General features: G+C 68.3%; 13 protein-coding genes, 1 tRNA gene and 1 riboswitch. Of the genes, 12 read left to right on the top strand and 2 right to left on the bottom strand.

Features of this window, described 5'->3' with window-relative positions; all coding sequences use genetic code 11:
* Positions 1 to 3: 3 nt before the first annotated feature.
* From ACQY76_RS06055 to ACQY76_RS06025, 7 genes are all read left to right on the top strand, one after another.
* Positions 4 to 1,248, top strand: coding sequence for a class I SAM-dependent methyltransferase (locus ACQY76_RS06055; protein WP_428031995.1), 1,245 nt, complete (start codon positions 4 to 6; stop codon positions 1,246 to 1,248).
* A 183-nt stretch (positions 1,249 to 1,431) separates the two neighbouring features.
* Positions 1,432 to 1,669, top strand: a riboswitch (cobalamin riboswitch).
* Positions 1,670 to 1,704: 35 nt separating this feature from the next.
* On the top strand, positions 1,705 to 2,382 hold the full coding sequence (locus ACQY76_RS06050) for an energy-coupling factor ABC transporter permease (protein ID WP_428031994.1): 678 nt from the start codon (positions 1,705 to 1,707) through the stop codon (positions 2,380 to 2,382).
* 188 nt (positions 2,383 to 2,570) lie between these two features.
* Positions 2,571 to 3,821 carry a CaiB/BaiF CoA transferase family protein gene (locus ACQY76_RS06045; RefSeq protein ID WP_428031993.1) on the top strand — a complete coding sequence of 417 codons (1,251 nt, stop codon included), beginning with the start codon at positions 2,571 to 2,573 and terminating at the stop codon, positions 3,819 to 3,821.
* Positions 3,818 to 4,762, top strand: a complete 945-nt coding sequence (locus ACQY76_RS06040) for a hydroxymethylglutaryl-CoA lyase (protein ID WP_428031992.1) — start codon at positions 3,818 to 3,820, stop codon at positions 4,760 to 4,762. Before ACQY76_RS06045 ends, ACQY76_RS06040 begins: the two co-directional genes overlap by 4 nt.
* An 8-nt stretch (positions 4,763 to 4,770) precedes the next feature.
* Complete coding sequence (locus tag ACQY76_RS06035) at positions 4,771 to 5,643, top strand: ABC transporter ATP-binding protein (protein WP_428031991.1); 873 nt, start codon at positions 4,771 to 4,773, stop codon at positions 5,641 to 5,643.
* Complete coding sequence (locus ACQY76_RS06030) at positions 5,640 to 6,434, top strand: ABC transporter permease (RefSeq protein ID WP_428031990.1); 795 nt, start codon at positions 5,640 to 5,642, stop codon at positions 6,432 to 6,434. Before ACQY76_RS06035 ends, ACQY76_RS06030 begins: the two co-directional genes overlap by 4 nt.
* Before the next feature lie 32 nt (positions 6,435 to 6,466).
* Positions 6,467 to 7,480: an ABC transporter substrate-binding protein gene (locus ACQY76_RS06025; protein ID WP_428031989.1), complete on the top strand. Its 1,014-nt coding sequence runs from the start codon at positions 6,467 to 6,469 to the stop codon at positions 7,478 to 7,480.
* A 62-nt stretch (positions 7,481 to 7,542) separates the two neighbouring features.
* Here ACQY76_RS06025 and ACQY76_RS06020 read toward each other — a convergent pair whose 3' ends face one another.
* Positions 7,543 to 8,781, bottom strand: a complete 1,239-nt coding sequence (locus ACQY76_RS06020) for a CaiB/BaiF CoA transferase family protein (RefSeq protein ID WP_428031988.1) — start codon at positions 8,779 to 8,781, stop codon at positions 7,543 to 7,545.
* A 256-nt stretch (positions 8,782 to 9,037) separates the two neighbouring features.
* Between ACQY76_RS06020 and rplU the strand changes: the two genes are divergently transcribed.
* The 5 genes from rplU to proB all read left to right on the top strand — a co-directional run bounded on the left by rplU (position 9,038) and on the right by proB (position 12,961).
* Positions 9,038 to 9,346 (top strand): 50S ribosomal protein L21, encoded by a 309-nt coding sequence (gene rplU, locus ACQY76_RS06015; protein WP_428031987.1) that lies wholly within the window; start codon positions 9,038 to 9,040, stop codon positions 9,344 to 9,346.
* A gap of 29 nt (positions 9,347 to 9,375) precedes the next feature.
* The gene (gene rpmA, locus ACQY76_RS06010; RefSeq protein ID WP_307058070.1) at positions 9,376 to 9,645 is read left to right on the top strand and encodes a 50S ribosomal protein L27; all 270 of its coding nucleotides are present in this window, start codon (positions 9,376 to 9,378) and stop codon (positions 9,643 to 9,645) included.
* 144 nt (positions 9,646 to 9,789) lie between these two features.
* Positions 9,790 to 10,461: a GNAT family N-acetyltransferase gene (locus tag ACQY76_RS06005; protein WP_428031986.1), complete on the top strand. Its 672-nt coding sequence runs from the start codon at positions 9,790 to 9,792 to the stop codon at positions 10,459 to 10,461.
* Between the two features lie 68 nt (positions 10,462 to 10,529).
* Positions 10,530 to 11,567, top strand: coding sequence for a GTPase ObgE (gene obgE, locus ACQY76_RS06000; RefSeq protein WP_428031985.1), 1,038 nt, complete (start codon positions 10,530 to 10,532; stop codon positions 11,565 to 11,567).
* 212 nt (positions 11,568 to 11,779) lie between these two features.
* On the top strand, positions 11,780 to 12,961 hold the full coding sequence (gene proB / locus ACQY76_RS05995) for a glutamate 5-kinase (RefSeq protein ID WP_428031984.1): 1,182 nt from the start codon (positions 11,780 to 11,782) through the stop codon (positions 12,959 to 12,961).
* 3 nt (positions 12,962 to 12,964) lie between these two features.
* On the opposite strand, the gene ACQY76_RS05990 is transcribed toward proB, so the two are convergent.
* Positions 12,965 to 13,052, bottom strand: a tRNA-OTHER gene (locus ACQY76_RS05990).
* Positions 13,053 to 13,105 lie beyond the last annotated feature (53 nt).

The raw sequence follows: 13,105 nt of genomic DNA, 5'->3' as shown, positions 1-13,105 counted from the left end.
CGCATGCCGCGCGACGCCGACAGCCTTGCCGACCGTCTCACCGACGTGCCTGGCACTTTTGAAGCGCCGGCCGCCCGCCGGGGTCTGCGCGAGGCGGCGCTGGCGCGGCTGCTGCGTCAGCTTTCCATGGGCAGCCTCATTGTCGTGACGCCGGAGGGGCGGCGCCTGGTCGGGCGCGGCCGGCTGCCCGGGCCGGAGGCGACCCTGGTGCTGCACCGCTGGCGGGCCCTGCGCCGGCTGGTGACCGGGGGCGATATCGCTTTCTCGCAGGCCTATATTGCCGGCGACTGGTCGAGCCCCGACCTTCCCGCCCTCATCGAACTCGCCGCGCATAATCTGCCGGTGCTGGCCGGGCGGATCGATGCGCTGCCGCCGGTGCGGCTGTGGAATCGGTTGCGTCACGCGCTGCGCGGCAACTCGAAGACCGGCAGCCGCCGCAACATCTCGTTCCACTACGACCTCGGCAATGACTTCTATCGCGCCTGGCTCGATGCCGGCATGAGCTATTCTTCCGCAATCGCCATCGCACCCGGCCAGACGCTGGAGGAGGCGCAGCAGGCCCGTCTCGCGCGCATCGTCGACATGCTGGAGGTTGCCCCCGGCCAGAGCGTGCTGGAGATCGGCTGCGGCTGGGGCGGGCTTGCCGCCACGCTGGCGCGGGCGGGCACGGAGGTCACCGGCATTACCCTGTCGCGCGAGCAGCTTGCCTATGGGCAGGCCATGCTGGCCGCCGATCCGTCGTTGGCCGGCCGCGCCACGTTGCGGCTTCAGGATTATCGCGACGTGGCGGAGCGTTACGACCGCGTCGTCTCCATCGAGATGCTGGAAGCGGTGGGCGAGGCCTATTGGCCGACCTATTTCGCCAAATTGCGCGCCTGCCTGAAGGAAGGCGGCACGGCGGTGCTTCAGGTCATCACCATCGCCGAAGACCGCTTCGAGGGATACCGGCGCCATACCGATTTCATCCAGCGCCACATCTTCCCCGGCGGCATGCTGCCGACCAAGACGCACCTCGCCCGGCACGCACAGGACGCGGGTCTCGATCTTGTCGAAACCCAGTGCTTCGGCCTCGGCTACGCGCAGACTCTGGCCGAATGGCGCGCCCGCTTCCTCAACGCCTGGCCCGATGTCGCGCAACTCGGCTTCGATGCCGATTTCCGGCGGCTGTGGGAGTATTATCTCGCCTATTGCGAAGGCGGCTTCCGCGCCGGCGCCATCGATGTCGGGCTCTACCGGCTGAAGGGCTGAGCCGGCACGCCGCAGCCGTCACGCCGCAGCCGGCGGACCGAGCTGCAAGGGTGGCTGCCGGTCGAGCTGCCGGCGCTGCTGCCACGTCAAGCTGCCGAAAGCCCCTTTCCAAGCTGCGGCCCCCGGCCGATCGGGCGCGCTTGCGATTCGCGGTGGCGCGCTGTTTTATGCGCCGCGTCGATGCACCCATCGATTCATCATGGTGTCCGGATGGGGAAGCCTTTCCGGATGAAACGGGAACGGGGTAGGGCGCGACGACCCGCGAGGTCCTCGCCCGAAGCCCCGACCGCCCCCGCGACTGTAAGCGGCGAGCGGCCTTCCATCGTGCCACTGGAACGACCCCTGCGGGGCGAGGACCGGGAAGGCGGAAGGCATGCCGTGACCCGCGAGTCAGGAGACCGGCCATGGTGATGAATCCCACACGCGCCGTCGGGTGAGACGGCACAGGAGAACACCATGCATATCGAACCCGGCCTCGTGGCCGAAGGAAAGATCTGGCTCAGCTATGTGACGGCGGCCGGAGCGGGCGCCTACACGCTGAAGCTCGCAGCGGAGGCGGTGGCCGAGCGCGGCGTCGTCTCGCTCATTGTCCGCAGCCTCGCCACGACGGCGCTGGTCTTCTGCTTCTTCGAGATGCTGCCGCACCATCCGGTCGGTGTGTCGGAGGTGCATCTCATCCTCGGCTCGACGCTGTTCCTCATCTTCGGCGTGGCGCCGGCCGCCATCGGCCTTGCCGCCGGCCTCGCCCTCCAGGGCGTGTTCTTCGCGCCCTTCGACCTGCCGCAATACGGCATGAACGTCACCACCCTGCTGGTGCCACTGTTCGCACTGGCGTCACTGTCCACCCGACTGATCGCACCGAACACGCCCTATGTGGAGCTTAAGTACCGGCAGGCGCTGGCGCTTTCCACCACCTACCAGGCCGGCATCGTTGTCTGGGTGGCGTTCTGGGCCTTCTACGGCCACGGCTTCACCGTGGAGAACGCCTCGTCGATCTTCTCCTTCGGCGCCGCCTACATGCTTGTCATCATTGTCGAACCTCTGGTCGACCTTGCCGTGCTGGCGGCCGCCAAGGCGCTGAGCGGCCTGCGCGGCACGCCGCTGTTCGAGCGCCGCCTCTACGACGCGGCGTGACCTGACAGAGGCTGGGGGCATCCGTGCTCCCCAGCCTCTGTCACCAGGCATGGCGGCGAACCTCGCGCCGTGCCCACCAGCCCGCCTGCGCGGCGGCTGGTTTCGGCGCGGCACTTTGCTTAAAGAGGAAGGAGCACCGGCCGCGTGCGGCCGGCAACCGACAAGAAGACGTGTGAGGAGCGCCCGTGATGGAAGCGTCCCGGCAGGGTTCCGCGGAGGGGCCGCTGAGCGGCATCCGCGTGATCGAGCTCGGCAATCTCATTGCCGCGCCCTTCGCCGCGCGGCTGATGGCCGAATTCGGCGCCGAGGTCATCAAGGTGGAGGCGCCGGGCGAAGGCGACCCGCTGCGCAAATGGCGCAAGCTGCATGAGGGGACCTCACTCTGGTGGTATTTGCAGTCGCGCAACAAGAAATCCGTCGCCATCAATATGCGCCTGCCCGAGGGCCAGGAGGTGGTGCGCCGCCTGGTGCGCGAGGCGGATGTGCTGATCGAGAATTTCCGCCCCGGCACGCTGGAGCGCTGGGGTCTCGGCTGGGAGACGCTGAAGGCGATCAACCCCAACCTCGTCATGGTGCGCATTTCCGGCTTCGGCCAGGACGGGCCCTATCGCGAGCGCCCCGGCTTCGGCGCGGTGGGCGAGGCGATGGGCGGCATGCGCTTCACGACAGGCGAGCCGGACCGCCCGCCGGCGCGCACCGGCATCAGCATCGGCGATTCGCTCGCCGCCCTGCACGCGGTCATGGGGGCGCTGATGGCGCTGCTGCACATCAAGTCCGGGCGTGGCACCGGCCAGGTGGTGGACGTCTCGCTGTTCGAGAGCGTCTTCAACATGATGGAGAGCCTGGTGCCGGAATTCGACGCGTTCGATTTCGTGCGCACCCGCTCGGGCGGCGCGCTGCCGGGCATCGCCCCCTCCAACTCCTACCCCACGGCCGAGGGCACCTATGTGATCGTCGCCGGCAATGGCGATGGCATCTTCCGTCGGCTGATGGGGGCGATCGGGCGCGACGACCTTGCCAGCGACCCGCGCCTCGCCTCGAATAATGGGCGGGTGACCCATGTCGAGGAGATCGACGGCGCTATCACCGACTGGACCAGCCGGCATTCGCTCGACGAGGTGACCGCCGCGCTCGACCGCGCCGAGGTGCCGAACGGGCGCATCTATTCGGTGGCCGACATCGTCGACGACCCGCAATATCTCGCCCGCGACATGATCCTGCCCTCCATTTTGCCGGACGGGCTGAAGGTGAAGATGCCCGGCATCGTGCCCAAGCTCTCGGCGACGCCCGGCGCGGTCAACTGGCTCGGGCCGGCGCTCGGCGAGCACACCGCTACCGTCCTCGCCACGCTCGGCTATGGCGCGGCGGAGATCGCGGCGCTGGTGGCGGCCGGCGCGGTGGCGCAGGCGGCCGACGCGCCGGCGGGAGAGCCCGCATGAAGGCCGGCTTTCCCCCGCGCGCGTTCATCCAGGAAGTGGTGACGCGCGACGGGTTGCAGATCGAGCCGCGTTTCCTGCCGACCGAGGACAAGGTGGCGCTGATCGACGCGCTGTCGCAGACCGGGGTCGCGAAGATCGAGGTCACCTCCTTCGTCTCGCCGCGCGCCGTGCCCAATCTCGCCGATGCGCGCGAGGTGGCCCGCGCCATCACCCGCCGGCCGGATGTGACCTATGTCGCGCTGGTGCCCAATCTGCGCGGCGCCGAAGCGGCGCTGGAGGCGGGGATGGACGAGCTCAACCTCGTGCTCTCGGCCAGCGAGACGCATAACCTCGCCAATATGCGCATGACGCCGGCGCAGTCGCTGGGAGGCTTTCGCGCCATTGCCGGCGCGGCGGCCGGCACCGGGGCAAGGCTCAACGGCTCGATCGCCACCGCCTTTGGCTGCCCGTTCGAGGGGGAGCAATCGCCCGAGAAGGTGCTGGACCTGGCGCAGGCCTATCTCACGGCCGGGCTGCAATCGGTGACGCTGGCCGATACCACCGGCATGGCCAATCCGGCGCAGGTCTTCGCGCTGGTGCGCGGCTTTCGCGCGCGGTTCGGCGACGTGCCGCTGACGCTGCATTTCCACAATACGCGCGGCATGGGCCTCGCCAACGCGCTCGCCGCGCTGCAGGCGGGGGCGGACCGCTTCGACGCCTCGCTCGGCGGCATTGGCGGCTGCCCCTTCGCGCCGGGCGCCACCGGCAACATCTCGACCGAGGATCTCGTCCACATGCTGGAGGCGATGGGCGTCGAGACCGGGGTCGACCTTCCCGCCCTGCTGGCGCTGGCCCGCAGCCTGCCGGCGCTGCTCGGCCACGACATTCCCGGCCAGGTTGCCAAGGCCGGGCGCAGCGGCGACCTTCACCCCGTGCCGGCGCTTCTGCGCGCCGCCCAATAGGACGACAGATGGCAGGACAGCCCATGGAGGCCGCTGCGGCGCACGCCGGCACCCCGCCGGCGGTGGCGCTCGACGACATCGCCATCAGCTTCGCCGTCAAGGGACGGCCGGTGTTCAAGGCGGTGGCGCCGACCTCACTTCATGTCAACGAGGGCGAGTTCGTCGCCATCGTCGGCCCCACCGGCTGCGGAAAGTCCACGCTTCTGAACGCCACGGCGGGCCTGCTGGCGCCGGCGGGGGGCACGGTGTCGATCTTCGGTGAACCACTGGTGGGCCTCAATGCGCGGGCTGGCTACCTGTTCCAGCAGGACGCGCTGATGCCGTGGAAGACGGCGCTCGACAATGTCGCCATCGCGCTGGAAATCGGCGGCATGCGCCGCGCCGAGGCCAAAGCGCAGGCGCTGGACTGGCTGAAGCGGGTGGGTCTCGCCCGCTTCACCGAGCGCTACCCGCACGAGCTTTCCGGCGGCCAGAGGAAGCGCGTGGCGCTGGCCCAGATGCTGATCCGCCAGCCGAAGATCCTGCTGATGGACGAGCCCTTCGGCCCGCTGGACGCGCAGACGCGGCAGATCATGGGCACGCTGCTGCTGCGGCTATGGGCGCAGGACCGCAAGGCGGTGATGTTCGTCACCCATGACCTTGAAGAAGCCGTCGCGCTGTCCGACCGCGTCGTCATCATGTCGGCCGGGCCGGAGGCACGGATCATCGGCGACTACCCGATCGACCTCGCCCGCCCGCGCGACACGGCGGAAATCCGGCTCGACCCGCGCTTCCACGCGCTGCACCGGCTGATCTGGAACCAGCTCAAGGCCGAAGTCGCCAAGACCTATGGCGACGATCTCGCCGGGGAGGATGTGCGGCGCGAGGAGGTGCCGTCATGAAAACCCATCCCGCCAAGCTGCTGCTCCTGCAGGTGCTCGTCGCGGTGGCGGCGCTCGCCTTTTGGCAGATCGGCGCCACGGTGCCGATCGGCGGCGAGTATCTGCTGCCCGAGTTCTTCTTCTCCAAGCCGTTCGACGTGCTCTCCAGGGTGGTCGACCTGTTCGTCTCCGGCACCATCTGGAAGCATCTCTGGATCACGCTGACCGAGACCGTGCTGGCCTTCCTCATCGGTTCGATCGGCGGCGTCGTCATCGGCTTCTGGTTCGCCCGCAAGCCGGTGGTGGCGGCAGTGTTCGACCCCTATGTGAAGATGGCGAACGCCCTGCCGCGCGTGGTGCTGGCGCCGATCTTCATGCTGTGGCTGGGCCTCGGCATCTGGTCGAAGGTGGCGCTGGGGGTCACGCTGGTGTTCTTCATCGTGTTCTTCAACGTCTATCAGGGCGTGAAGGAAGTGAGCCCGGTGGTGCTCGCCAATGCCCGCATGATGGGGATGAACGAGCGCCAGTTGTTCCGCAATGTCTATTGGCCCTCGGCCATGTCGTGGATGTTCTCCTCGCTGCACACGGCGGTGGGCTTCGCGCTGGTGGGCGCGGTGGTGGGCGAATATCTCGGCTCGTCCGCCGGGCTCGGCTATCTCATCCACCAGGCCGAGGGGGTGTTCGACGTGACCGGCGTGTTCGCCGGCATGTTCATCCTCGCCGCCTTCGTGCTGCTCATCGACTGGATCGTGACGCGGGTGGAAAAGCGCCTGCTGGTGTGGCGCCCGCAGGCGGCCAGCGAACAGAACTGACGCTCCAACCACGATAAACGGGAGGAAATGCCATGAAGATGCGTGCCCTGCTGCTGGCGGCCAGCCTGCTGGTTCCCGCCCTCGGTTCCGCCCATGCCGGCGAGATCGAGAAGCCGAATTTGACGCTGGCGGTCGGCGGCAAGCCGCTGCTGTACTACCTGCCGCTGACGCTGGCGGAGCGGCTCGGTTATTTCAAGGACGAGGGCCTGACCGTCGAGATCAATGATTTCGGCGGCGGCTCGAAGGCGCTGCAGGCGCTGATCGGCGGCTCGGTCGATGTGGTGACCGGTGCCTATGAGCACACGATCCGCATGCAGGACAAGAAGCAGGACATCCGCGCCGTCATCGACCTCGGCCGCTATCCCGGCATCGTCGTCGGGGTGAGCAAGCGCAAGGCGGACACCATCAAATCGGTCGCCGACCTGAAGGGCGCCAAGATCGGCGTCACCGCGCCGGGCTCTTCCACCTATATCCTCGTGCAGTATCTGATGATGAAGAACGGCATGTCGGCGGACGATGCTTCCTTCATCGGCGTCGGCAGCGGGCCCTCGGCGGTGGCGGCGATGCAGAAGGGCGAAATCGACGCCATCTCGCATCTCGACCCGGTGATCTCCAAGCTGCAGGACATGGGCGAGCTGAAGATCCTGGTCGACACCCGCACCACGGCCGGCACGGAAGCGGTGTTCGGCGGGCAGAATCCCGCCGCGGTGCTCTACTTCAAGGAGAGCTTCATCAAGGCCAACCCGAACACCGTGCAGGCCATGACCAACGCCTTCTACAAGACGCTGAAATGGCTGGAGAAGGCGACGCCGGACGAGGTGGCGGCGACGGTGCCGCAGGAATACTGGCTCGGCGACAAGGAGCTGTACATCAAGGCGTTCAACGCCTCGCGCGAATCCTTCTCGACTGACGGCAATATCGACGAGGCCAGCATGAAGAGCGCGCTGAACCTCATCACCACCACCGACCCGAAGATCGATCCGGCGAAGATCGACCTGTCCAAGACCTTTGACGGGTCCTTCCTCGCCAAGGCGAAGGCCAAGTAGCGAACAGCCGGCGCGAAATTGGCTGGCGCGAAGTCGGCTGGGTCGAAATCAGCCGGGGTGAGTCAGATCACCCCGGCCTCGCGCAGGGCCTGCCGCTCGGCGGGGTCGAGACCCAGCAGGGTCTCCAGCACCTCGTCGGTGTGCTGGCCCAGCAGCGGTGCGGCGGTGGCGGCGCCGGGCGGGGAATCGCTCAGCCGCAGCGGGCTGCGCACCCCCGGCGCGCGGCCGCCGAGCGGGTGCGGCAGGCTCATGGCGAGGCCCCGGGCGAGCGCCTGCGGCTCGGCAAAGGCCTGGGCGACAGTGTTGATCGGCCCGGCGGGAATGCCGGCGGCGTCCAGCATGGCCAGCCATTCGCCGGTGCTCTGCCGCTTCAGCGCAGCCGCGATGACCGGGATCAGCGTTTCACGATGCGCGACGCGGTCGCGATTGCTGGTGAAGCGTGCATCGGCGGCGATGTCGGGCAACTCGGCGATGCGGCAGAAGCGGGCGAACTGCGCGTCATTGCCCACCGCCAGAATGAGATGGCCGTCCGCCGTCTCGAAGGCCTGATAGGGCACGATATTGGGGTGGGCATTGCCGAGCCGGCGCGGCGCCGTGCCGCCGACGAGGAAATTCAGCGCCTGGTTGGCGAGGCTCGCCACCGCGACGTCGAACAGCGCGATGTCGATATGCTGGCCGCGCCCGGTGCGGTGGCGCTGCTCCAGCGCCGCCAGAATCGCGATGGTGGCGTTGAGCCCGGTGAGGATGTCGACCAGCGCGACGCCGATCTTCTGCGGCTCGGTGTCCGGGCTGCCGGTGACCGACATGAGGCCGGACATGCCCTGGATCATGAAATCATAACCGGCGCGGCCGGCTTCCGGCCCGTCCTGGCCGAAGCCGGTGATCGAGCAGGTGACGAGGCGCGGGTTGAGCGCGGCAAGGCTCTCATGATCGAGCCCGTAGCGCTTCAGGCCGCCGACCTTGAAATTCTCCACCACCACGTCGCTCGCCGCTGCCAGCCGGCGGATCAGCGCCTGCCCCTGCGGGCTCGCCATGTCGATGGTCACCGAGCGCTTGTTGCGGTTGGCGGTGAGGAAATAGGCGCTCTCGCGCGTCGGCCGTCCTTCGCCGTCGGGCAGCCAGGGCGGCCCCCAGCCGCGCGTGTCGTCGCCCTCGCCGGGCTTCTCGACCTTGATCACCTCGGCGCCGAGATCGCCCAGCGTCTGCGTCGCCCAGGGACCGGCGAGAACGCGGGAGAGATCGAGCACCCGGATCCCGGTCAGCGCCGGCGCGGGGGGGCGGCTCGTATCGTCATCGGTCATCGGGAGGGGGTCCTGCGGGCGGGGCGGCGCGCACGATAACCGCGCCAGGCGGGCCGCGCCATCGGGGTGTTGAAGCCGCGTTTGCTCGGCTTAAAAACCTTGACGCGGCGGGTTTTCCTTGACAGGGCGGGGCCTGCTTTGTAAGGAGCCGGCCTGCGTCGTGGGATCCTGTGTCCCGTGCGTTTATTTCAACCGACCGAAAGAAGCCGGTCCAGGCGGCAACGCCGGAGACCGGCATCGAACGAAAGGACAAAACATGTTCGCGGTCATTAAGACGGGTGGCAAGCAGTATCGCGTTGCCCCCGATGCGCTGGTTACCGTCGGCAAGATCGAGGCCGAGGCGGGTTCTTCGCTGACCCTGCCGGTGCTCATGCTGGGCGGCGACAGCCCGAAGATCGGCGCTCCGCTGATCGACGGCGCTTCCGTCACGCTCGAGGTGGTCAAGCACACCCGTGGCGCGAAGGTTATTGCCTTCAAGAAGCGTCGCCGTCAGAATTCGCGTCGCAAGATCGGCCACCGCCAGGACTTCACCGTCGTGCGCGTGACGTCGATCGTCGGCGCCTGAGACCGTCCGCTAGGAAATAGGAGAGCAACATGGCTCATAAGAAGGCAGGCGGTTCCTCCCGCAACGGTCGCGACTCGGCTGGTCGTCGTCTCGGCGTGAAGAAGTTCGGCAGCGAGAAGGTCGCCGCCGGCAACATTATCGTGCGCCAGCGCGGCACGACCTGGCATCCCGGCATCAATGTCGGCATGGGCAAAGACCATACCCTCTTTGCGCTTATTGAAGGCCGCGTCGAATTCCGAGCCAAAGCCAATTCCCGTACGTACGTATCCGTCATTCCGGCCGCCGAGGCCGCCGAATAAAGCCGGTGAGGGTTCTTGGAAATCCCGCCGGTCTCGCCCGACCGGAAGGATTTCCCGAACGTCCCTGATGGACACCCGGGGTACCCGACAGGGGAGGCGAGGAAACCGCCTCCCCTTCGTCGTTCCGGTCCCAGGAGCCCCCAGATGACCATTGTCGAAGCGACCCTCGGGTCACCCCTCGTCGAGAGCAGTACCGCCGTCCTCGAAACCGGTCGCCTCATCCTGCGCGTGCCCCGGATCGAGGACATGACGTGGATCGCCGAGCTCGCCGACAACCGCAAGGTGGCGGAGATGACGGCGAACATCCCCCATCCCTATGGCATGGCGGATGCGGCGTCCTTCGTCGCCAACCTGCCGGGCGGCCCGGAGGCGGCGACCTTCGCCATCTTCCTCAAGAACGAGGCGACGCTGCGCCTTCCCGGTTCCGCCGGGTTCGGGCCGGCCATCCCGGTCGGCATGTGCGGCTTCAACCGCCGCGACGAGGACGTGCCGGAGATCGGCTACTGGCTCGGCGAGCCCTATTGGGACCACGGCATCGCCACCGAGGCGGTGCGGGCGCTGATCGACCACGCCTTTGGCGACCGCAAGCTGAACGCGCTCGCCGCCTCCGCCCGCGTCGTCAACCCGGCCTCGCGCGGCGTGCTGGAGAAGTGCGGCTTCCAGTGGACCGGCGTGGGGCTCGCCAAGGTCCGCGCCATGGGGGCTTCCGTGCCGGTGGACCGCTTCCGGCTGGAGCGGCGGCTGTGGACCTCGCTGCGCGCCTGGGGTGCCACCCAGCCCGCGCGGCTGCATGAGCTCGACGCCGTCCGGCATTGAGCCGGCGTTTCTGCTATCCTCGACGGGTTCCCGACGCTGCGGGGACCCCGCAACATTGAGCCGTAACGATGAAGTTTCTCGACCAGGCCAAGATCTATGTCCGCGCCGGCGACGGCGGCGCGGGCTGCCTCTCGTTCCGGCGCGAGAAGTTCATCGAGTTCGGCGGCCCGGACGGGGGCGATGGCGGGCGCGGCGGCGATGTCTGGATCGAGTGTGTCGATGGGCTCAACACGCTGATCGACTACCGCTTCCAACAGCACTTCAAAGCCAAAAAAGGCGGCTACGGCATGGGTTCCAACCGTGCCGGGGCGAAAGGCGACGATGTCGTGCTAAAAGTGCCGGCGGGTACTGAGGTTCTTGAGGAGGACGGTGAGACCGTTCTGGCCGATCTGACCGAGGTCGGGCAGCGCATCCGCTTCATCAAGGGCGGCAATGGCGGCTTCGGCAACGCGCATTTCCAGACCTCGACCAACCAGGCGCCGCGCCGGGTGAATCCGGGCCAGGAGGGCGAGGAGCGCTGGATCGTGCTCCGCCTCAAGCTCATCGCCGATGCCGGCCTCGTCGGCCTGCCCAATGCCGGCAAGTCGACCTTCCTCGCCGCCACCACCGCCGCCAAGCCGAAAGTCGCCGACTACCCCTTCACCACGCTGCATCCCGGGCTTGGCGTGGTGCGGGTGGACGGGCGCGAATTCGTGCTGGCCGACATTCCCGGCCTGATCGAGGGCGCGCATGAGGGCGTCGGCCTCGGCGACCGGTTCTTGGCCCATATCGAGCGCTGCCGCGTGCTGCTGCATCTGGTCGACGGCACCTGCGAGCATGCCGGCAAGGCCTACAAGACGGTGCGCGCCGAGCTGGAGGCCTATGGCCATGATCTCGGCGAGAAGGCGGAAATCGTCGCGCTGTCCAAGGCGGATTCGCTTGACAAGGAAACGCTGAAGACCCAGCTCGCCCGGCTGCAGCGCGCCGCCAAGCGCAAGCCGCTAGTGCTTTCCGCCGCCTCCGGCGAGGGCGTGCGCGAGGCGCTGCGGGCGCTGGTCGGCGTCATCGACGAGGGCCGCGCGGTGGAAGAGCAGCGCGCCGGCGTTCCCGAGCCCTGGCACCCGTGAGGGCTGCTCCCTCTCCCCTCCGGCGAGAGGGTTGGGGTGAGGGGGTGTTGCGCCCCGGCTCTGTTCGGCCCTTGCCCCTCACCCGCCGCTGCGCGGCGACCTCTCCCCCACGGGGAGAGGTGAGAGGCGGGCCTTCCCTACAATTCCCGCGCGCGGGCGGGCGAAACCGCGTATGTAGCGCGCCGTCTCTCCTCTGATCGAAGCCCGCCGTGATGACCCTTCCCACCGATGCCGCCCCCCACGCCCTCCACGCCGAGGCCGCGCCGACCCCTGCCGTGCCGCAGCTCGGCGCCTTTCGCCGCATCGTGGTGAAGGTGGGCTCGGCTTTGCTGGTGGATTCGGCGCGCGGCGCCCTGCGGCATGCGTGGCTGGCGGCGCTGGCGGAGGATGTGGCGCAGCTGCACCGCGAGGGCAAGGAAGTGCTGGTGGTGTCCTCCGGCGCCATCGCGCTGGGGCGAAACGTGCTCAAGCTGCCCAAGCGCCCGCTAAAGCTGGAGGAGAGCCAGGCCGCCGCCGCCGTCGGGCAGATCGCGCTGGCGCGGGCCTGGTCGGAGGCGCTGGCGCATGAGGGCGTGGCCGCCGGGCAGATCCTGATCACGCTGGGCGACACCGAAGAGCGGCGGCGCTATCTCAACGCCCGCTCGACCATAGCGAAGCTCCTGGAGCTGAAGGTCGTCCCGGTCATCAACGAGAACGACACGGTGGCGACGTCGGAAATCCGCTATGGCGACAATGACCGGCTGGCCGCCCGCGTCGCCGGCATGACCAGCGCCGATCTGCTCATCCTGCTGTCGGACATTGACGGCCTCTACACCGCCCCGCCGAACGAGGACCCCAATGCCGCCCTCATTCCCGTGGTGGCGCGCATCACGGCGGAGATCGAGGCGATGGCGGGGGGCGCCGGCACCGAGCTGTCGCGCGGCGGCATGAAGACCAAGGTGGAGGCGGCCAAGATCGCCACCACGGCCGGCGCGCATCTCGTCATCGCCTCCGGCAAGGTGAAGAACCCGCTGCGCGCCATCGAGACCGGGGCGCGCTGCACCTGGTTTCTCGCCCCCGCCAACCCGGTGGCTTCGCGAAAACGCTGGATCGCCGGCGCGCTGGAACCGCGCGGCACGCTGCACCTCGACGCCGGCGCCGTCGCCGCCCTGCGCCGGGGCTCATCCCTGCTGCCGGCCGGTGTCGCCCGGGTGGAAGGCGATTTCAGCCGGGGCGACGCGGTGATCCTGCGCGGGCCGGATGGCGCGGAAGTCGGGCGCGGGCTGGTGGCCTATGACCACGACCACGCCGAACGACTCAAGGGCCGCTCATCGGACGAGATCGTCGGGATTACCGGCTTCGAGGGCCGCGCCGCGATGGTGCACCGGGATGATCTGGTGTTGGGGGGTGGGTAGTTGAAGCAGCGGCAGGACTCGAACCTGCAACCTCCTCACCCGTGCCTAGCACGACGACGGCGAGGGCTCTTTCCCGTTGAGCTACGCTGCGACAACGCTCTATTCCTAAAGGAGCATTCGTCGTCGCAGTTGACGCTAAGTTTG

Origin of the sequence: Ancylobacter sp., from assembly GCF_965279025.1 — a bacterium.
Classification (GTDB): Bacteria; Pseudomonadota; Alphaproteobacteria; order Rhizobiales; family Xanthobacteraceae; genus Ancylobacter.
Note: the sequence above shows the minus strand (reverse complement) of the source record. Positions and strands in the feature narration are given on the sequence as shown.